The organism is Exiguobacterium sp. KJ 601 (assembly GCF_027161185.1).
In the GTDB taxonomy this organism is placed as follows: Bacteria; Bacillota; Bacilli; order Exiguobacteriales; family Exiguobacteriaceae; genus Exiguobacterium; species Exiguobacterium profundum.
Genome location: NZ_JADHZG010000001.1, coordinates 1,082,170 through 1,101,285, shown reverse-complemented (window position 1 = coordinate 1,101,285; position 19,116 = coordinate 1,082,170). Strand labels below are relative to the sequence as shown.

General features: G+C 49.1%; 18 protein-coding genes. 2 read left to right on the top strand and 16 right to left on the bottom strand.

Features of this window, described 5'->3' with window-relative positions; all coding sequences use genetic code 11:
* Positions 1–94 precede the first annotated feature (94 nt).
* Positions 95–1,252: a hypothetical protein gene (locus IRJ25_RS05640; protein WP_269317883.1), complete on the top strand. Its 1,158-nt coding sequence runs from the start codon at positions 95–97 to the stop codon at positions 1,250–1,252.
* Between the two features lie 141 nt (positions 1,253–1,393).
* Positions 1,394–1,942, top strand: coding sequence for a DUF4256 domain-containing protein (locus tag IRJ25_RS05635; protein WP_214781361.1), 549 nt, complete (start codon positions 1,394–1,396; stop codon positions 1,940–1,942).
* A gap of 683 nt (positions 1,943–2,625) precedes the next feature.
* Here IRJ25_RS05635 and IRJ25_RS05630 read toward each other — a convergent pair.
* From IRJ25_RS05630 to IRJ25_RS05555, 16 genes are all read right to left on the bottom strand, one after another.
* The gene (locus IRJ25_RS05630) at positions 2,626–3,807 is read right to left on the bottom strand and encodes a glycine C-acetyltransferase (RefSeq protein WP_214781363.1); all 1,182 of its coding nucleotides are present in this window, start codon (positions 3,805–3,807) and stop codon (positions 2,626–2,628) included.
* 13 nt (positions 3,808–3,820) lie between these two features.
* Complete coding sequence (gene tdh / locus IRJ25_RS05625; RefSeq protein WP_074036839.1) at positions 3,821–4,897, bottom strand: L-threonine 3-dehydrogenase; 1,077 nt, start codon at positions 4,895–4,897, stop codon at positions 3,821–3,823.
* A gap of 165 nt (positions 4,898–5,062) precedes the next feature.
* Positions 5,063–5,323, bottom strand: coding sequence for a stage V sporulation protein S (locus tag IRJ25_RS05620; RefSeq protein WP_012726477.1), 261 nt, complete (start codon positions 5,321–5,323; stop codon positions 5,063–5,065).
* A 26-nt stretch (positions 5,324–5,349) separates the two neighbouring features.
* Entirely contained in the window at positions 5,350–6,144 is a 795-nt protein-coding gene (locus IRJ25_RS05615) for a TIGR00282 family metallophosphoesterase (RefSeq protein WP_074036837.1), read from the bottom strand.
* Between the two features lie 48 nt (positions 6,145–6,192).
* Positions 6,193–7,755, bottom strand: coding sequence for a ribonuclease Y (gene rny / locus IRJ25_RS05610; protein ID WP_035387855.1), 1,563 nt, complete (start codon positions 7,753–7,755; stop codon positions 6,193–6,195).
* Between the two features lie 188 nt (positions 7,756–7,943).
* Positions 7,944–8,993 (bottom strand): recombinase RecA, encoded by a 1,050-nt coding sequence (gene recA, locus IRJ25_RS05605; protein ID WP_012726480.1) that lies wholly within the window; start codon positions 8,991–8,993, stop codon positions 7,944–7,946.
* 76 nt (positions 8,994–9,069) lie between these two features.
* Positions 9,070–10,296 carry a competence/damage-inducible protein A gene (locus IRJ25_RS05600; protein ID WP_269317882.1) on the bottom strand — a complete coding sequence of 409 codons (1,227 nt, stop codon included), beginning with the start codon at positions 10,294–10,296 and terminating at the stop codon, positions 9,070–9,072.
* A gap of 62 nt (positions 10,297–10,358) precedes the next feature.
* Complete coding sequence (pgsA, locus tag IRJ25_RS05595; protein WP_074036832.1) at positions 10,359–10,937, bottom strand: CDP-diacylglycerol--glycerol-3-phosphate 3-phosphatidyltransferase; 579 nt, start codon at positions 10,935–10,937, stop codon at positions 10,359–10,361.
* A gap of 32 nt (positions 10,938–10,969) precedes the next feature.
* Positions 10,970–11,842, bottom strand: a complete 873-nt coding sequence (locus IRJ25_RS05590; protein ID WP_078147046.1) for a helix-turn-helix domain-containing protein — start codon at positions 11,840–11,842, stop codon at positions 10,970–10,972.
* Between the two features lie 27 nt (positions 11,843–11,869).
* Positions 11,870–12,646 (bottom strand): YmfK family protein, encoded by a 777-nt coding sequence (locus tag IRJ25_RS05585; RefSeq protein WP_012726484.1) that lies wholly within the window; start codon positions 12,644–12,646, stop codon positions 11,870–11,872.
* Between the two features lie 93 nt (positions 12,647–12,739).
* Positions 12,740–13,453: an elongation factor P 5-aminopentanone reductase gene (gene ymfI, locus IRJ25_RS05580; protein WP_251131625.1), complete on the bottom strand. Its 714-nt coding sequence runs from the start codon at positions 13,451–13,453 to the stop codon at positions 12,740–12,742.
* Positions 13,432–14,691 carry an EF-P 5-aminopentanol modification-associated protein YfmH gene (gene yfmH / locus IRJ25_RS05575; protein WP_269317881.1) on the bottom strand — a complete coding sequence of 420 codons (1,260 nt, stop codon included), beginning with the start codon at positions 14,689–14,691 and terminating at the stop codon, positions 13,432–13,434. The genes ymfI and yfmH overlap by 22 nt, the downstream gene beginning before the upstream one ends.
* Positions 14,688–15,926: an EF-P 5-aminopentanol modification-associated protein YfmF gene (gene yfmF, locus IRJ25_RS05570; RefSeq protein ID WP_196430829.1), complete on the bottom strand. Its 1,239-nt coding sequence runs from the start codon at positions 15,924–15,926 to the stop codon at positions 14,688–14,690. Before yfmF ends, yfmH begins: the two co-directional genes overlap by 4 nt.
* A 7-nt stretch (positions 15,927–15,933) precedes the next feature.
* On the bottom strand, positions 15,934–16,485 hold the full coding sequence (locus tag IRJ25_RS05565) for a cob(I)yrinic acid a,c-diamide adenosyltransferase (RefSeq protein WP_012726488.1): 552 nt from the start codon (positions 16,483–16,485) through the stop codon (positions 15,934–15,936).
* 49 nt (positions 16,486–16,534) lie between these two features.
* Positions 16,535–18,244, bottom strand: coding sequence for a HAMP domain-containing sensor histidine kinase (locus IRJ25_RS05560; protein ID WP_143180242.1), 1,710 nt, complete (start codon positions 18,242–18,244; stop codon positions 16,535–16,537).
* Entirely contained in the window at positions 18,241–18,957 is a 717-nt protein-coding gene (locus IRJ25_RS05555) for a response regulator transcription factor (protein ID WP_147538010.1), read from the bottom strand. The genes IRJ25_RS05560 and IRJ25_RS05555 overlap by 4 nt, the downstream gene beginning before the upstream one ends.
* Between the last annotated feature and the right edge of the window lie 159 nt (positions 18,958–19,116).

The window sequence follows — 19,116 nt, the reverse complement described above, 5'->3', positions numbered from 1 at the left end:
ATAATTATTTTTATATCATTTTATGAAGAGGTGAAAATGTGTAAAAACGATTCGTCTAACCTACCAAATTGAATAGATTCGGAGGAGATTTGTGATGAAATCGTTTTACACACTGCTCGTTAGCCAATGGCTCGCAAACATTGGCGATGTCCTATACATCGTCGCGCTCATTGCCTTGCTGTATCAACAAACTGGGTCCGCTCTCATGGCGGCCAGTTTCCCGATTGCCGTGACTGCCGGTATGACGCTCAGCGGACTCTTTTTCGCCCGCATCCTCAGTCACTACTCGCTCGGGAAAACGCTCGTCCTGTCACAACTGATGAAGACGATCACCCTTGTTCTCGTTCTCTTCACGGATTCGATTCTTGTTCTCGGCCTCGTCATGTGGATTGCATTTCTCGATGGATTCGCACGTCCGATTCAAGCCTCGTTCATCCCAAGTTTGGCGACGAATCGTCAACAAGCGAACAGCCTAGTTCAAGGTTCCAATCAGTTCATCCAACTCGCGATGTGGCCGCTCGGGACGATGCTCGTCTCTCTCTCGTCTAGCGCCTTTGCATTAATCGTTTCACTCGTTCTCTTCAGCCTTTCAACGGTTGTGACGATTTACTTCTATCAATCGCTTACGGAAGACATCGTCGATGATGGAACGGAGGAATCGATTACCTTACGCGATAGTCTTACTTATGTAAGAACGTCACCATTCGCTCGTCGTGTGACTTGGTTTGTGACGTATGAATCATTTGTCAGCACGCTTTGGATTTCAGCGTTGCTTCTCGTCTATCTCGAGCGACATTTGCAAGTCGATACAGGCTGGTGGGGAACGCTTAACGCATCATTTTTGATTAGTATGATCGCGGCGAGTGCTTATCTTTATCGGTCTCGTCGAGCACCCTCGCTACCGTCGACTGCCGTCTTATCCATTGTTGCCGCTCTGTTGTTCGGCGTGACCGAGCATCTCGCGTTTGCGATTTTGGCGTTAGTGATTCAAGGGGCAGCCACACAAATGCGGATCATCCAGGCGAATACCGTCATTCAAGAACAGATCCCGACTGCGCGACTTCCCTATGTATATAGTGTGCAACAAACGGGATACGCCCTCGCATTCAGTGTAGGGAGTTTGCTGTTCGGTCTTCTTGCGGATGGACTACCAATTGATTCGGTTTACCTTCTCGGAGCACTTTTGACTCTTCCGTTGATTTGGATCGGACGATTGACTGAACAGTCTATGTTGACCGTATCATCTGTATAAACAAGAGGCGCCTTCTCTAAGAAAGGGCGCCTTATTTAAATGATTTTCTAACTGGTAGATTCTCCATTCTCACAATTGAAAAGACAACCTGTAGCGATTCATATCGTATACTAAAAGAAACAAATGATCGGAGTGATTTCCATGTCGAAACTTTCACAGGAAGAAACCATCGAGTTACTAAATACCTTAGAGTCTCGTTTCACTGAAAACGTTGAACTTCATTCTGACGTCGTCTGGTCAGACATATTGGAGCGAATTCAAATTGATCAGGATAAGTTGACCACCCTCGCATTGATGGAAGAGACCGGCGGAGAACCAGACGTGATTCGTCTCCCTAACGGAGACCTCGCTTTTTGCGACTGTTCAGTTGAGAGTCCGAGTGGTCGACGAAGTCTCTGTTATGACGAACCAGCTCTTGAGGCACGTAAAAAGAATAAGCCTGCCGGAAGCGCGGTCGCCCTATCTGAACAGATGGGCATAACCCTTCTCGATGAAGAAACATACCGACACTTACAAACGCTCGGTGCATTCGATTTGAAGACGTCAAGTTGGATTCAGACACCGGACACCATTCGTCAAAAAGGTGGCGCCCTGTTCTGCGACCGTCGCTATGATCACATCTTCGTCTACCACAATGGTGCAGATTCTTATTATGCCGCTCGAGGATTTAGAGGAATAATCATGATTTAAGCAAGGCATTGCGCCTTGCTTCTTTTTATTGCAATAACCAACTAAAGACTTTCGGAATATATATGATGAAAAATAAGCTGACAGGAATCACTGCGAAAAGCCTTAATATCCACGTATATTTACCCTTGAACTTTCTGAAGTAGAACAGCAACGCACCAAACGCAATCGCATTTGCTGTCAAATTCGGTTCTTCTATACCGTTCTCAATCCATTGAAAAAAATCTTCCATCCAGGAAAGGGTTCGAGGGCGAACGACTCGTTGAAACTCGGTGTAAGGTTGTATTTCAGCCTCATAAACCAGGCTCCTATATAGACAAAGATGAATAAGAGCGCGTAACACATCAGTACAACGTTCCACAATTTCCCTTTCCAACTCTCAATCCGAAAGTACAAGACGCCAATCAAAATCAGGACACTAAATATCACATTTATTATGAATGGTGGTGAACTCGTCAGGATCGAAAACGTCTCTCGATCTAATACCATTCCCACTTGAAAGATCCCTTGCTGAAACATAGCCTTTCCTCTTTTCTAATATGTACTGATTCAATCAAAATACGGTAATTGAAATATTAAGAAATACGCTATATTTCGATTTACTTCATTTGTGCCCTATCTGAATATACTCGATTTCATATACAAATCCACCAAAAAACTGCAGACAGATCGTCTGCAGTTCTCATTTATGCTTGTAGTGTCACATTCAACTCTTCCGCGACCGTTTTAAACGCTTCGAGTGCCCGTTCGAGGTCATCTCGTGTATGTTCCGCTGTGACGATGGTCCGGATACGGGCTTTCCCGCGTTCGACCGTCGGGAAAGCGATACTCTGTGCGAATACACCATGCTCTTTCAACTTGTCAGAGAATGTATGCGCAAGCGTCTCTTCGCCGAGCATGACCGGTGTGATCGGTGTCGTCGCATGTCCGATATCGAAACCAAGGTCACGTAAACCGTTTTTGAAGAACTCGGTGTTCGCCCATAGCTTGTCGAACAGTTCTTCTTCCTCTTTCATCACACGGATCGCTTCACGGTTCGCCGCCACGACTGCCGGTGGATGTGATGTCGAGAAGAGGAACGGGCGACCTTTGTGGATCAAGTAATCCCGAATATCTTGTGAACAGGCGACATAGCCACCGAGGACACCGATCGCTTTTGAGAGCGTCCCGACCTGAAGCGCGACACGACCGTCCAAACCGAAGTGGTTGACCGTTCCGCGACCGTTCTTCCCGAGAACGCCAGATGCGTGAGCATCATCGACCATGACCGCAGCGTCATACTTCTCGGCGAGTTCGACGATGGCCGGAAGCGGTGCGATGTTCCCGTCCATCGAGAACACACCGTCCGTCACGACAAGACGTGTGCGATAATCTTGTGTCTCTTTCAACGCCTTCTCCAAGTCTTCGAGGTCGACGTGTTTATAGATACGTCGAGCCGCTTTCGTGAGGCGAATCCCATCGATGATTGACGCATGGTTGAGGGCGTCACTGATGACGACATCCTCCGGTCCAAGCAGTGCAGACAATACCCCGAGGTTCGTCGCGAATCCTGATTGGAAGACGAGTGAGGCCTCCGTATGTTTGAACTCCGCGAGTTCGCGCTCAAATGCTTCATGCATCTCGAACGTTCCGGCAATCGTACGGACTGATCCCGTTCCTGCGCCGTATTGCTCGACCGCTTCAATGGCTGCCTGTTTCAAGCGCGGGTGGTTCGCAAGTCCGAGATAGTTATTTGACGACAGTTGGACGAGTGACTTTCCATCGATTGTCACTTCATTCCCTTGTGCTGATTCGAGTGGGACGAGCTTACGGAACGTCCCTTGTTCTTTCATCTCGTTGATTGCTTCTGTAATATGTTCAAATGCCATGTTGTTTCCCCCTTTATGGTATTAAGACGACCTTCCCACATTTCCCTGCCCGCATGAGTTCGAATCCTTTTTCGAACTCCTCGAGCTTGAAGACGTGTGTGATGATCGGTTCGACGTTCAGCTGACCCGTCGCGAGCATCGTCGAGACCTGGCCCCACGTCTCATACATCTTACGTCCTGTGATCCCTTGGACGCGGACCCCTTTAAAGACGACGTCCCGTGTGAGATCGATGGCGACCGGACGGGCCGGGAGTGACAAGACGTTGACGTCCCCGCCTGCCGTGACCATCTTAAACGCTTGATCGATGGCAATCGGATGACCGCTCATCTCGCAGACGACATCGATTCCGTCCCCGTCGGTCTCACGTTCAATCAATTCGAGCGGATTCTCCTCTAAACTGTTGATGACGACATCGGCCCCCATCTTTTCGGCAAGTTGTAAGCGATATGGATTGACGTCAATCGCATAGACACGACTCGCCCCTGCTGCTTTGGCGACACCGACCGCCATGAGTCCGATTGGGCCACAACCGACGATGGCGACCGATTTAGCTGACACATCACTCGCCAACACCGTGTGCACCGCATTCCCGAGCGGTTCTTGAATCGATGCCAGTTTCGCTGGCATCGACTCCGGGTTCACCCATAAGTTCTCTTCGGGCATGACGACGTATTCTGCGAAGCAGCCTTGCGTGTCCACCCCGATGATTTTTGTGTTCTTACAGATGTGGTACTGCCCGCGCAAACATTGTTTACACTGATGACAGACGATATGCGTTTCAGCAGACACCGTCTGTCCAACTTTGATCCGCTTCGTCCCTTCTCCGAGCGCCACGACTTCCCCCGAAAATTCATGACCGAATACGTATGGTGGTTTGACGCGGCTCTGTGACCATTCATCCCACTCATAGATGTGGACATCGGTCCCGCAAATCGATGTCGCTTTGACTTGAATGAGTACTTCTCCAGGTCCTGGTGTCGGAACTGGTACGTCGACCAGTTTTGCCCCAAACCCGGCCGTGTGTTTTTGAATCGCTTTCATTACTGGTGTCGTTGATTCCGTCTCTTTAGTTGACACAAGTTGTTCCATTGAAAACGTCCCCCTCTTGTCTCTAATGATCGAACGATACGTTCTTTATCATCTTGTCATAAAATGACGAAACTGAGAAGATAGAACGTCCGATTTACACAAAAAAGAGGAGCCATCCGCGCCGATGGCTCCTCTTCACAAGAATAGGACCTATGTCCCGACCGCTCATCGCGGCTCAATGATGAGCTTGATGGCAGTACGTTCCTCTCCGTCAATCATAATATCAGTAAAGGCCGGAATGCAAATCAAATCGAGACCGCTTGGCGCGACGAAGCCTCGGGCAATCGCGACGGCTTTGATGGACTGATTCAGTGCCCCTGCCCCGATCGCCTGTATCTCACACGTTCCTTTTTCACGTAGCACACCCGCTAAAGCACCCGCAACGGAGTTAGGGTTCGATTTTGCCGAAACTTTGAGTACGTCCATTCTTGTTTCCCCCTCGGGTAGGTTGTTCAATCAAACCAGACGGTCTGATCATCTAGGTGTATTCGTTCGATTTTTGTCGCTCGTTTCGTCTGATCATCGATTGTAATGAAAACTCCATTAAGTTGTTCCCGTCCCTCGGCAACTTCAAACCGAACTGGGAGTTGTGTCATAAATTTTTTTAAAACAGTCGAAGCATCCATTCCGAGTACCCCGTCTAGTGGACCGGTCATGCCGACGTCGGTAATGTAGGCCGTGCCGTTCGATAGGACACGCTCGTCCGCTGTCTGCACGTGTGTATGTGTCCCGACAACGGCTTGAGCGCGACCGTCGAGATGATAGCCCATAGCGATTTTCTCGCTTGTCGCCTCAGCATGGACATCCACAAAAATCGCATCGACCTCATCGCGCACTTCTTCGACGAGACGGTCGACGGTACGGAACGGACAGTCAAGCGACGGCAAGAAGACATTTCCCATGACATTGATCACGGCCAATTTCTTCCCATTTTGTTTCAACTTCATCATGCCAACCCCAGGTGTCCCGTCCGGATAGTTGGCCGGACGGACGATCCGGTCGGCGTCGTCGATCCAATCAAAGATGTCACGGTTGTCCCACGTGTGGTTTCCCATCGTTACCCCATGAAAGCCGAGCTCCAAAAACTGTTGGTAAATCTTTTTCGTAAGACCACGTCCATTTGCTGCATTCTCACCGTTGACGAGCATGAACGTCGGGTTGTATTTGTCTTTCAAGCGTCCGATTTGTTTCGTCAATATATCACGACCTGGTTTCCCGACCACATCACCGATAAATAAAATTTTCATATAAAGTCCTCCCTCAAACAGAAAAAGCGGAGAAATTCTCCGCTTCGTTTACTTCGCATAATCGACGGAACGTGTTTCACGAATGACCGTCACTTTGATTTGTCCAGGATAATCGAGTTCGTCCTCGATTCGCTTACAAATATCACGTGCCATCTTACCGGCGACGACATCGTCAACGACATCAGGGCGAACGATAATCCGAACTTCACGTCCTGCTTGAATCGCATACGATTTCTCGACACCTTCGAACGACTCACAGATTGATTCGAGTCGCTCAAGACGACGGATGTAGCTTTCAAGTGTCTCTTGGCGAGCTCCAGGACGCGCTGCTGACAAGGCATCAGCCGCTGCCACAAGTACAGCAATCGTCGATGTCGCCTCGACGTCCCCGTGGTGGGAAGCGATCGAATTGATGACGACCGGATGTTCTTTGTATTTCGTCGCGAGTTCTACACCGATTTCAACGTGACTACCTTCGACTTCGTGGTCGATTGCTTTCCCGATATCGTGTAAGAGTCCTGCCCGTTTCGCGAGCGTAACATCTTCACCAAGTTCGGCTGCCATCATCCCGGCAAGATGTGCCACCTCAACCGAGTGAGACAAGACGTTCTGACCATAACTCGTACGATAACGCATGCGACCGAGCGTCTTGACAAGGTCTGGATGGAGTCCGTGAATTCCGGCTTCAAACGTAGCTTCCTCCCCGTATTCACGAATGCGTTCATCCACTTCACGGCGAGACTTCTCTACCATTTCTTCAATTCGAGCGGGGTGAATCCGACCGTCTTGAACGAGTTTTTCAAGCGTCATCTTCGCGATTTCACGACGAACCGGGTCGAACCCTGACAAGATGACGGCTTCTGGTGTGTCATCGATGATGAGGTCAATCCCAGTCAACGTTTCGAGCGTCCGGATGTTACGTCCTTCGCGCCCGATGATACGACCCTTCATCTCATCACTCGGTAAGTTGACAACGGATACCGTCGTCTCGGCGACATGTTCAGCTGCATATCGTTGCATCGTGAGAGATAAGAGGTGTTTCGCTTTTTTATCCGCTTCTTGTTTTGCTTTTTGCTCGATTTCTTTTTGAAGGAGAGCAGCATCGTGAAGCGCTTCCTGCTTCGCTTCGTCCATGATGATGGTACGTGCTTCATCTTTCGAGAGGGATGCCACGCGTACAAGTTCTCGGCGTGCCTCTTCGTATAACTCCTCCACTTTGCTTTCGAGCATTTCTGCTTCACGCTTGCGTTTTTCGAGTCCTCGTTCCTGTTCATCTAGCGAGTCTTCTTTCCGCTCGAGCATGTCTGCTTTGCGGTCAAGAAGCTCTTCCTTTTGAACGAGGCGATTCTCTTTCACTTTCTGTTCTTCGCGACGTTCACGCAATTCTTGTTCCGTCTCATTACGAAGTTGAATCATCTCTTCTTTTACTTCAAGCCGTGCTTCTTTTTGCATCGCTTCCGATTGTTGTTTTGCTTGCTCTACAATCTTAGTCGCTTCCGTCTCGGCACCTTGAATCTTCGCTTCGGCGATCGATTTACGCACAAAAAAACCTGCAACAAAAGCTATCGGCAAAAGGAGGATCAGAATAAGCCAGTATAGCCATTCCATCATGTTCACCTCCCTTTCGCAAGGTTATTTTATTTTTTTAATAAGTGAGATACACGGGCAAGCCCGCGCATAACTTTATTGTACTTATTTAATAGGGAGAATGCAATGCACGGACAGGATAGAACTACCAATTGCCTAAAAAATTATACTAAAAAAATCTCACTCGAAAGAATTCGAGTGAGACGATGTGCTTATTCGTCATCGAGAAGTGAGAGGACTTCGTCGTCTTCGCCTTCGACCGTGACCGTTTTTTCTCCATTCAATCCGTAGTGATCTCGAATCTGTTGTTCGACCTCAGCTGCGATTGCTGGATTTTCTTTCATGTATTGCTTGGCGTTTTCACGGCCTTGACCAAGACGTTCTTCATTGAACGAGTACCAAGCTCCGCTCTTTTGAACGATGTCGAGGTCTGCACCGATATCGATGAGTTCCCCTTCACGCGAGATCCCCTCACCATACATAATATCAACTTCCGCTGTTTTGAACGGAGGTGCAATCTTGTTTTTTACAATCTTGATCTTCGTACGGTTCCCGACCATATCTTGACCTTGTTTGAGCGTCTCCGCACGACGAACTTCAAGACGTACAGAAGAGTAGAATTTCAAGGCACGGCCCCCTGGAGTCGTTTCCGGGTTACCGAACATGATCCCGATCTTCTCACGGATTTGGTTGATGAAGATGACAATCGTTTTCGACTTGTTCGTCGCACCAGACAACTTACGAAGTGCTTGAGACATCAAACGAGCTTGAAGACCGACGTGCGAGTCTCCCATTTCCCCTTCGATTTCGGCTTTCGGTACGAGTGCCGCAACCGAGTCGACGACGAGGATATCAACTGCTCCCGAGCGAACGAGCGCTTCAGCGATTTCGAGCGCTTGCTCCCCAGTATCCGGCTGTGAAAGGAGCAACTCATCGATGTTGACCCCAAGATTTTTAGCATACTTCGGATCGAGTGCGTGCTCGGCATCAACGAATGCTGCTTGACCGCCACGCTTTTGGACTTCTGCAATCGCATGAAGGGCAACCGTCGTCTTACCTGAAGATTCTGGTCCGTATACTTCGATGACACGACCACGTGGATATCCACCCGCACCGAGCGCGACGTCGAGGGCGATTGACCCTGAAGGGATGACCGATACTTGTTGGTCTGTATTTTCACCAAGGCGCATGATTGAGCCTTTACCGAATTGTTTTTCAATCTGGCGTAATGCCATTTCTAACGCTTGTTTACGATCACTCATAGATAAATGAGCCTCCTTTAATTGATACTCTTATTATACGTGAACACTGTACGATACACAAGTTTTTTACGAACATTTATTCGCCTTTTTTGATTCGTTGAATGAGAGCCCATAATCCGTCCTTCGCGGCTCGCATGCGGATGATATTCCGTTCTTGATGGGGATACGTCCGCTCGATGACCTCTATTCCGTTTGGTGTCTTCACTCCGATATAGACCGTACCGATCGGACGACCCGAATTCGATGTCGGTCCTGCCTCTCCCGTGAAAGAGAGGGCATAGTCGGCATGGGTGGTCTTTGACAATCCGTCCACCATCTCATAGGCAACTTCTTTTGAGACGACTGAGTGCTGTTCAATTGTATCAAGCGAGACCCCTAAATACCTATTTTTTAGCTCATCCGAATAGGTCACGACTCCACCTAGAAAGACGACTGAAGCGCCAGGTGTTGATGTAATCATCGATTGTACCTCGCCGCCGGTCAACGACTCAGCCACAGCGAACGTACGATTCAATCTAGACAATGATTGGACAAGGTGTGATGCAATCGTCTCATCGTCAGAGCCAAAGTAGTACGAACCGACCCGTTTCAGGATTTCAGTCTTCACTTCTTCAATCATCTGACGCGCGGTCACCTCGTCCGTCGCTCGGGCACTGATCCGAAGTCTTGCCTCTCCCGTCTCGGCGTAGGGGGCAACGGTCGGATTCGAACCATCCAATAAGTCCTTCACGGCATCATCGAGAGCGGATTCTCCAATCTCATAAAACCGTAATGATTCTGAGACGAGCGTCGCTCCTGATAGTTTCTTAGGAAACGCCGCCTCGACCAATGCTTTCATCTCACGTGGCACACCCGGTAAAAGCAACCACGTCGTGTCTCCGGCAATCCACATGCCCGGGGCAAGCCCGACCGGATTTGGTAATACGTCTGCTCCGCTGAGCACGTCGGCTTGGCGAGCGTCCCCATCATTCATCAATCGATTTCGTGACACGAGGAATCGTTGAATCGTCTCATACGCTTCCTCATCCCGAACGATCGGACGGTCTAGTAAGTCGGAAAGGACTGTCTTTGTGACATCATCCGCCGTCGGACCGAGTCCACCCGTGACGATGACAAAGTCGGAACGACGACGGGCGATTTCAAACGTCTCTCGCATTCGTACCGCGTTATCCCCGACAACTTGATGATACAAGACCGGCACACCGTACTTCGACAGTTGTTCTGATATGTAACTCGCATTCGTATTGACGATTTCCCCTAAGAGCAACTCGCTTCCTACCGCAATGATTTCGGCTCGTTTCATCTCATTTCCTCCTCAACTTCAAAAAAAAGACGAGCTAGATCAACCAACTCGTCTCTGTCGACTTACATCGACTTCACAATAATCTTATAGTTTTGTGCGAAATATTCGGCACCTGAGTAAATTGTAAGTACGAGCGCCAACCACATCGCCCATTCGCCAAACGGGATCCCGACATAGCTAAAGATCGGGTTACCGAACAGTAAGAAGATGATGGCAAAGAGCTGCACCCACGTCTTCGCTTTTCCAGATTTCCCGGCCGCGACGACAATTCCTTCATCGGCAGCGACGAGACGTAAGCCTGTAACCGCAAATTCACGTGATAGAATCACGACGACGACCCACGCCGCGACGAGATCCATCTCAACGAGCAACACAAGGGCCGCCGTGACGAGCAGTTTATCTGCGAGCGGGTCCATAAATTTACCAAAGTTCGTGACTAAGTTATGCTTACGGGCCAAATGTCCGTCTAACCAGTCTGTAATGGCCGCAATCGTAAAAATCACACCAGCGATAAATTGGTGCATCGGGATATCAGCGCCTAAAAAAGCGATGTTTCCCCAATCAAAATCAACAGCGAGTAAGACGACGAATACGGGGATCAAGACCACGCGTAGCATCGTCAATCGGTTAGGTAGGTTCATATAGAACGCCTCCTCTTAGAAGGAGAGTCGACTTATTCGGCGTCGACTCTCTTTACAAAAATATTTTGTGTGACCGGAGACTCTTGAAGCTCGAGCTCACGACCGTTGACGACGATTTTCTCAACGCCTGCGATGAGTCCGATTCGAATACGCAATGTGTCCGTCTCGGCATCTTCAATGACAATCGGATTCTGTTTCGACTGGTTCGGATATTCCGGTGCGAGAAAGGCTCCTTCTAACGACGTATCACGAACACCCACGTAAGAGGCAGGTGACTCCTTCACATAAATCTCGGTCGACAGTTTCTCGTTCGTCGCGAGTTCATAAGTGATATCTGCCCCATTCGACTCCTTCACCGCAATCGGACCAGATTCCGCTGGCGGTTCTTCTTCGGTCGGCTCCTCTTCAGTCGGTTCCTCCTCGACCGGTTCATCAGCCGGGACATCCTCATTCTGGTCGACTGTGACACCAGAACTTGGCGGTTCGGCAGGACTTGCATCCTGACCACCGAAGTCGATGCTTCTCACTGCGAAATAAATCGCGGTGATGAGCAAGAAGACCGTGAGAACGAGGAGAACTTTCGGAACCCATCTCGAGACCCGACTTGTCGACTCGGAAGCCTTCGAATACGTTTTCTTCCGAGAGAGTTGAACAGACGGCTGTGCCTCGATGACCGGTAAATCTTTTGCATATGTCTCGTATAATTCATCCACATCTAGGCCGAGCGACTCCGCATACGTCTTAATGAACGCCCGTGCATAAAAAGAGCCAGGGAGATTTTTGTAATCACCTTCCTCGATTGCGATGATATAGCGCTTTTGAATCTTCGTCGTCTGCTGGATTTGGTCGAGCGTCAATCCGCTCTCCTCACGCTTTTGTTTCAAAAAAGTCCCTAGTTCTGTCACAGGGGTCCACACCTTCCATTCACATAATTATTCAAACCATTCTGACTCACGATGCGTTTCTTGTGGGATGATGATCGTCTCATCCGGATTGTTTCTCAATTCAATAATATAATCAAAGTCTTCATACACGCAATCGGTGTTTCGGACGTACAGGTCAGGGTGTTCGATGACTTTCACGGCCGGCAACCGCATGACTTCACGAATGAGCTGGCGATGTCGTTCATCCATCGTTCGGGTAGAGACGGCACCATCGATTATGTATACGTGATCGCCTTCCCGTTCCTCTTCAAATAATGAGGTCCGAACGGTCTGTTTCATCAGTGTCGAGGAAAGAAACAACCATCGTTTGTTCGCACACACACTCGCTGCTACGATGGACTCCGTCTTTCCGACGCGTGGATTTCCACGAACACCGATTAACAAATGGCGTTCTTCCTTCATCAGTTCCGCAACGAAATCGACGAGAATGCCCAAATCTTCACGGACGAAGCGAAACGTTTTTTTGTCATCACTATCATGGTCGATATAACGACCGTGACGGATTGCAATCCGGTCTCGTAACTTCGGACGGCGCAACTTGATGACGGCAATAGCTTCCATCCGCTTTAAAATATGCTCGAGTCGATGCACATGATCGGCGGCAGGTGCTTTGAGCAACATTCCCCGTCGCTGCAAATCGACCCCATTGATGGTGACGATGGAGATTTGAAGCATCCCCATGAGAGATGCGATGTCTCCGAGGATACCCGGTCGATTCTGACACAATTCATATTCGAGATACCACTCTTCGAATTTATGTTCCATCCCCAACCATCCTTTCGAGCGAGTTCGCTACCTTGCCTATTTTAAATTATTTTAGAAGAATTGAAAAGAACAGGTTTATTTACATGGATCGGATCATTGCCAACCGCCGTCGACGCGTATCACCGTGCCCGTCATATACGAGGCGTCCGGTGAGCACAAGAAACGAATCGTGTTGGCCACGTCCTCTGCCGCTCCGAGACGTCCAAGTGGAATGTCATCGATCACGGATTGTTTCGACTCTTCTACCGTATCATTCATTGGCGTATCAATCCACCCCGGGGTCACCGCATTGACTCGAACATTGAACGGTCCGGCTTCTCGTGCGAACGCCTTGACGAAGCCGAGCTGTGCCGCTTTGACGGTTGAATAAAACACCTCAGCCGCCGCACCGACCTCTCCCCATACACTCGAGACAATCACGATATCCACGTGATGATCGTAAGGCTTCCTTGCAACGACGGACTGGATGAGTCGGATCATTGCCCGAACATGTACATCGTACAGCCGGTCGAGCTCATCCATCGACTGGTCGACGACGAGACCATGGAGCGCATGTCCGGCCACATATACAATTCGGTCGATGTCCAGCATATCCTGCACCCACGACTCAACAGCGTCACGGTCTGTTAGGTCACAAGGGAGAATTTCTGCCGAAAGATTCTCTTCATCTATCAAATGACGGAGTTTTTCACTACTCTCGTTCGCATGCAAAATCAGTTCATCTTCACGAAAAGCGAGCGAGACGGCACGTCCGATGGTACCGCTCGCTCCAACAATCAATGTCTTCATCGTTTTTTGACGATGCATACCGTTCGTTGTTCATGGCGGAACAAGCGCTCGTATGCTTCGTATAGTTCGTCGAGTGTGATGGCATCAATCAAAGTCGGGATTTCAAACAAATTCCCATCATTGAGTGCATATCGAGAGAACTGATTTGCGATGAATTCCGGTGAGTTCAATGCTTTCAAGAACTGCCCTTGCATCATGCGTTTCTTCCGGTCGAGCGTCTCTTGACTCAACTGAAGTGGACGTTCTAACGCCTCCGTCACACGGGCGACAAACGCATCTACTTCCGACGTCTCCATCGACAAGGCGGCAAAGGCAAACGTTTCCTCTGACGTATAGTCAAACGAGAAGGCATCGTCAATCAATCCTTCAGCATAAAGTTCTGTATAAAGAGGAGCTGTCGTGTCGAAGAGCGCATGCATGAGCAATTCTACTGTCAATTCTTGCTTCAGACCTGCTTCCCCAGCTTGTGGTACATCCTTATACCCAATCATGACTTTCGGTACAGAGACGTCCATCTCGATGACCCGTTCTGACAGACGAACCGTGGTCGGCTCATATACTGTCTCACGAGCACTCAATCGTGGTGTCTCAAAAGATTTACCTGCTTGGTTATCTCGAATCAACGCAAGCATCTCATCCGGTTCGATGTTCCCGACGACGAACAATGCCATGTTGCTCGGATGATAGAACGCTTGATGACAGGTGTACAAGTCTTCCGCCGTGATCTTTGAAATCGATTCGATTGTACCTGCGATATCAATCTTGACGGGATGTGTCTCGTACATCGCCTCAATTAAACCAAAATACAAGCGCCATCCCGGATTGTCTTGATACATTTGAATTTCTTGACCGATGATGCCTTTCTCTTTCTCGACCGACTCTTTCGTAAAATAAGGAGTCTGGACGAAATCAAGTAGCGTTTGTACGTTTTCCGAAATCTTGGACGTGGCACCGAACAAATAAGCCGTCCGTATGAAGGAAGTGAAAGCGTTCGCTGACGCTCCTTGACGACCGAATTGTTGGAAGACGTCACCATCTTCTTTCTCGAACATCTTATGTTCTAAGAAATGTGCGATACCATCAGGAACCTCGATCCAGTCTTCTAGTTTGAAGCGTCGGTCAATCGATCCATATTTAGTCGTGAACGTCGCGAATGTTTTTTCATATCCAGTCTTTTTCAACAAGTAAACGGAGAGGCCATTGTCGAGAACGTGATGATGTAACGTCTCTCCGACGTTAGGAAAGTCTAATTTCATGCTTCTCCTCCTTTCAAGCAATAAACCGCTTCGAGTTCCATTTCTTTCGCAAGCGCAACGACATGATCTCGTGTCGTGTTTTCAATGATTGCCATCTCTTCGTCTAACGAGAACGGACGAACGTCTGCTCCACTCATCCAAGCAATCAATTGACGTGGACTGTCTCCAAGTTGTCGACGTTGATGGAACAACAACTCTTTCGTCTGTTGCAACGTCTCATCCTCAAACTCGCCCGCTTGTAAAGCGTTCAATTGCTCTTCGATGATCTGTTCGGTTTTTTGCTGGTTCGACGCATCGATGCCGGCATAGACGAACAACTTCCGACTGAGGGAACTATATTGGGAAGCGGCATAGTACGCCAGGCTCTCTTTTTCACGCACGTTCATGAACAGTTTCGAGTGAGGGAATCCTCCGAACAATCCATTCACGACTTGCATGCGAATCGCCGCTTCCGTTCTTGGGTCGACATTGAGTGAATAAGCGAGATGGAGCTTGCTTTGTTTAATGTCTTGGTGTTCTTCCAAACGCTTGAACTCTCCTCGACTCGCTTCTGGTAACAGGCGTGGTCGACGTGTCCCAAGGGATTCCAATGGATTGAAAGCCTGTTCGACTTGCTCACGATTGACATCCCCGACAACATAGATGTCCACACGGTCATGTTGAATCATCGATTGATATGCCTCATACAATGATTTCGGTGTGACATGGTCGAGTTGCTCAAGCGTACCGAGTGACGGAATCGCAAGTTCTCCTCCGAGCATTTCTTGTAGACGCTGTTGGGCGAAACGCATTTTGTCATCATAGACCGATTCGATACGCTGACGTTGCAATCGACGTTCCTGCTCGACGATGAGTGGCTGGAACGCCCCATCGTATGCGTTCGGACGAAGGAGAACGTCTTCGAGTAACTCGATTGCCTGACTCAATACGTCTTCTCCGACAAGATGATCGTTGACGACTTCGAGTTGGAATTGGATGACGTGCTCCTTTCCGATCTTAGATGCACCAGCATATAAGTTTGTGTCATACAACTCCTCTAGCGGTGTGTGAAATAACTCAATGGATGGATACGTTGCCGTCGATTTCTCCATAATGAACGGGAGCAATGCCCGATCTGCGACCGTCTCCGCCGATAATGGAGCGGCGAATGACACGAGACAAGTCGTCGTTTTAAATTTTTTGGTCGGATAGACCGAGTAGTGCAATTGATGTTGGAACTGTTCGATTCCTTTCATCTGCCGATCACTCCTTTTTTCGTTTTGGTTGAAACACGGCAGCGCCGCGCGCATATTCTTGATCCGGCACCCCTGCCACGACGTTCGCGTAACGGGCAACCGTAAATAAATAATCACTCAAGCGGTTAAAGTAAGGCAATTGCCGGTCTGCGACTCCGAGAGCCGCTAAGTCACGCTCGACCCGTCGACAGACGGCACGAGCCACATGTAAGCTAGCTGCGGCAACGCTGCCGCCCGGAAGGATGAAGCGCACAAGTTCCGGACAGGACTCCTCCCACTCATCCATCCATCGTTCTAGTTCCGTCACGATTGACAAATCGACCATTTTTGGCGGTGCCTCAGCATACATCAGCTCCGATCCGAGGTCGAACAAGTCGTGCTGAATCTTCGTCAGCTGTATTCGGAGCGTCTCATCCTCTTGATGCGCGATGGCGAGTCCAATCTGACTATTCAACTCATCGAGATGACCCATCGCTTCAATCTGAGGATGGGATTTCTCGACACGACTACCGATTAATGATGTTTCACCCTTGTCGCCCGTTCGTGTATAACGTTTCATTCGACTCCCCCCTTAAAATGCCACAAATGGTGACTCAAGCGAGTCACCATTACGAGTTGTGTGGTTGTTCAAATGGTAAGTAAATCTCGAAGGTGGTTCCGACCCCGAGTGTACTCGATACGCTCACTTTTCCGTGATGGGCATCGACCACATTCTTCACGATCGCGAGTCCGATGCCTGTCCCTGTCTTCGAACCACTGGTCCGGGCTTTATCGGCTTTATAGAATCGCTCGAAAACGAACGGCAAATCCTCTTTTGGAATTCCATGACCTGTATCCGTCAACTGAATCCGTAGCCCGTCCGTCTCTTCTGTGGCCTCAATCCGAATTTCTCCAGAATCGGTATGCGCGATAGCATTGCCAATCAAGTTGGTGAACACTTGCTCGAGACGATCGCCATCCGCCTCGATGAGACGGTGCGGGGCGTCGGTCTGTAAACGAATCTCTTTTTCAGATGCCATCTGATTGAACTTTCGCATGACTCGGGGCAAGAAATCACCGATATCAAACGAAGTGAAATGCATCGTCTCTTTACCCGATTCGATGCGTGCCAAATCCAACAAATCATTGACGAGTCTTGCCAAGCGGAGCGATTCATCATAGATGATGGAGGCGAACTCTTTCGTCGCCTCGTCACTCTCAGTGATGCCATCGATGATTGCCTCTGAATACCCTTGAAGCGTCACGAGCGGTGTCCGGAGTTCATGGCTAATGTTCGCCACAAAATCGGTCCGCATCTTATCGAGTCGATGACTTTCTGACGTATCCCGGATGACAACGACAGCACCCTCGAAATCGTCTTCTCCGACGAGTGGTGTGACTGTCAGTGTATAGTACCGCTCATCCTGTTTCACTTCGATCGTCTTTTCAGACGTCCCCTCCATCACTTCCTCATAAAGAGACAATACGACTTCATGTGGTTGCCCATCTTGAAGTAATGGACTCGCTTGCGGGTTCGTGACAATCACGTTCGCATGACGATCGAGTGTAATGACACCGTCTGCCATCGAACGAAGAATCGACGCAAGTTGCAGCCGTTCCCGGTCAAGGGCATTCACATACTTCGAAAGCTGACTGCTCATTGCGTTGAAAGAAGCAGCGAGTTCTCCAATCTCATCCCGTGTCTTCGTCTCCAAACGCAAATCAAATTGCCCCTCTCCCGTCTTATTGACTGCATCCCGCATCGCTCGGAGCGGTGCCGTGATTCGTGTCGACAAGAAGAAAGCGAAGACGGTCGTGACGATGATGGCCGAAGCGACGGTCCAAAGAATGATGGTCCGTGCTCCCGCGTTCGCACTCGAGATCGCATCGAGCGGTTCGAGCAGGTAGAGCGTATACTGTCCTGTCGATAAGGAGAAGGTCGTCCGATACGCTAGTGCGGCCTGGTCGTCAAAAGATGAGAAATTCCCGATGGCCGTCTCACCGACCGCCTGATAGGTTTCCCAATCCTGTCGTTCAAGTTCCACCATCAAACCATCCACTTGATTTCCAAAATTCGATCGGGTCGTCCCGTTCTCTAAGATATAGTTAGCCCCGTACACTTCGATGATTTGATCAATCGTCTGGGACGTGTCACCTTCATTCAACAAAACCGATTGGACCTGTCCACCGAGCTTGGCAAGATGGCCTCGTTCCTGGTCGATATGAAAGGAATTAAAAAATTCAAGCATCAACACCGAGACGATGAATAAGATGACACTGACCAAAACGAGAATCGTCAGCCACAGTTTCGTGACGATGCTGTTTCGACGAATCATCATTCACTGGCAGCTTCGAACTTGTACCCGACACCCCATACGGTCGTGATCATATGCGCCGCGTCCGGTGAGACACGATTCAATTTCTCACGAAGACGTTTCACATGCGTATCGACGGTCCGAAGGTCTCCGAAAAATTCGTAGTTCCATACTTCTTTTAACAACTGCTCTCGTGAAAAGACTTTATCCACCTGTTTTGCGAGGAAGAACAATAACTCATATTCTTTTGGTGTGAGGGCGATTTCCTCGCCGTCCACCGTGACGCGGTGTGCATCATTATCGATTGTCAGATGTGGGAAGACGATCAAATCCTTCGACTTCTCACTCGTGTGCATGAACTTCGTCGAACCAGAGCGGCGAAGCAATGCTTTGACACGGAGCACGACTTCACGCGGACTGAACGGCTTGACGATATAATCATCCGCCCCGACTTCGAATCCTTGGACACGGTCGATTTCTTCACCTTTCGCCGTGAGCATGATGACCGGAGTCGCTTTCGTCTTCCGGAGTTCTGTACATACTTCAACCCCATCCATCTTTGGCATCATCAAATCAAGCAAGATCACGTCGTATTCGTTATCAAGGGCAAGCGCGAGCGCCTCTTCGCCATTGACCGCTTCTTCAATCACATACTGTTCACGTTCTAAGTACATTTTCAAAAGTCGGCGAATTCTCTCCTCGTCGTCGACTACTAAAATCTTCGTTTTCTCAGCCATACCTGAAACCCTCCTAAGACCCATTACGAGTTGTAGCGAATGTTGCACAATTGTGAACATTCCACTCTCTGCCATAACTATACCACTCTATTATTTCGCTTCACAACGATGATTTGATGGACCAAATGAAAAAGAAGCCACAATTGTGACTTCTTTTAT

Excerpts from the sequence above, each read along its gene's own strand:
- yfmH (WP_269317881.1), bottom strand. The coding sequence starts at position 14,691 with ATGAAATTAGACTTTCCTAACGTCGGAGAGACGTTACATCATCACGTT.
- IRJ25_RS05560 (WP_143180242.1), bottom strand. The coding sequence starts at position 18,244 with ATGATGATTCGTCGAAACAGCATCGTCACGAAACTGTGGCTGACGATT.
- yfmF (WP_196430829.1), bottom strand. The coding sequence starts at position 15,926 with ATGAAAGGAATCGAACAGTTCCAACATCAATTGCACTACTCGGTCTAT.
- IRJ25_RS05585 (WP_012726484.1), bottom strand. The coding sequence starts at position 12,646 with ATGGAACATAAATTCGAAGAGTGGTATCTCGAATATGAATTGTGTCAG.
- IRJ25_RS05600 (WP_269317882.1), bottom strand. The coding sequence starts at position 10,296 with ATGAAACGAGCCGAAATCATTGCGGTAGGAAGCGAGTTGCTCTTAGGG.
- IRJ25_RS05620 (WP_012726477.1), bottom strand. The coding sequence starts at position 5,323 with ATGGACGTACTCAAAGTTTCGGCAAAATCGAACCCTAACTCCGTTGCG.
- IRJ25_RS05555 (WP_147538010.1), bottom strand. The coding sequence starts at position 18,957 with ATGGCTGAGAAAACGAAGATTTTAGTAGTCGACGACGAGGAGAGAATT.
- rny (WP_035387855.1), bottom strand. The coding sequence starts at position 7,755 with ATGATGGAATGGCTATACTGGCTTATTCTGATCCTCCTTTTGCCGATA.
- recA (WP_012726480.1), bottom strand. The coding sequence starts at position 8,993 with ATGAGTGATCGTAAACAAGCGTTAGAAATGGCATTACGCCAGATTGAA.
- IRJ25_RS05635 (WP_214781361.1), top strand. The coding sequence starts at position 1,394 with ATGTCGAAACTTTCACAGGAAGAAACCATCGAGTTACTAAATACCTTA.
- pgsA (WP_074036832.1), bottom strand. The coding sequence starts at position 10,937 with ATGAACCTACCTAACCGATTGACGATGCTACGCGTGGTCTTGATCCCC.
- ymfI (WP_251131625.1), bottom strand. The coding sequence starts at position 13,453 with ATGCATCGTCAAAAAACGATGAAGACATTGATTGTTGGAGCGAGCGGT.
- tdh (WP_074036839.1), bottom strand. The coding sequence starts at position 4,897 with ATGGAACAACTTGTGTCAACTAAAGAGACGGAATCAACGACACCAGTA.
- IRJ25_RS05565 (WP_012726488.1), bottom strand. The coding sequence starts at position 16,485 with ATGAAACGTTATACACGAACGGGCGACAAGGGTGAAACATCATTAATC.
- IRJ25_RS05640 (WP_269317883.1), top strand. The coding sequence starts at position 95 with ATGAAATCGTTTTACACACTGCTCGTTAGCCAATGGCTCGCAAACATT.
- IRJ25_RS05630 (WP_214781363.1), bottom strand. The coding sequence starts at position 3,807 with ATGGCATTTGAACATATTACAGAAGCAATCAACGAGATGAAAGAACAA.
- IRJ25_RS05615 (WP_074036837.1), bottom strand. The coding sequence starts at position 6,144 with ATGAAAATTTTATTTATCGGTGATGTGGTCGGGAAACCAGGTCGTGAT.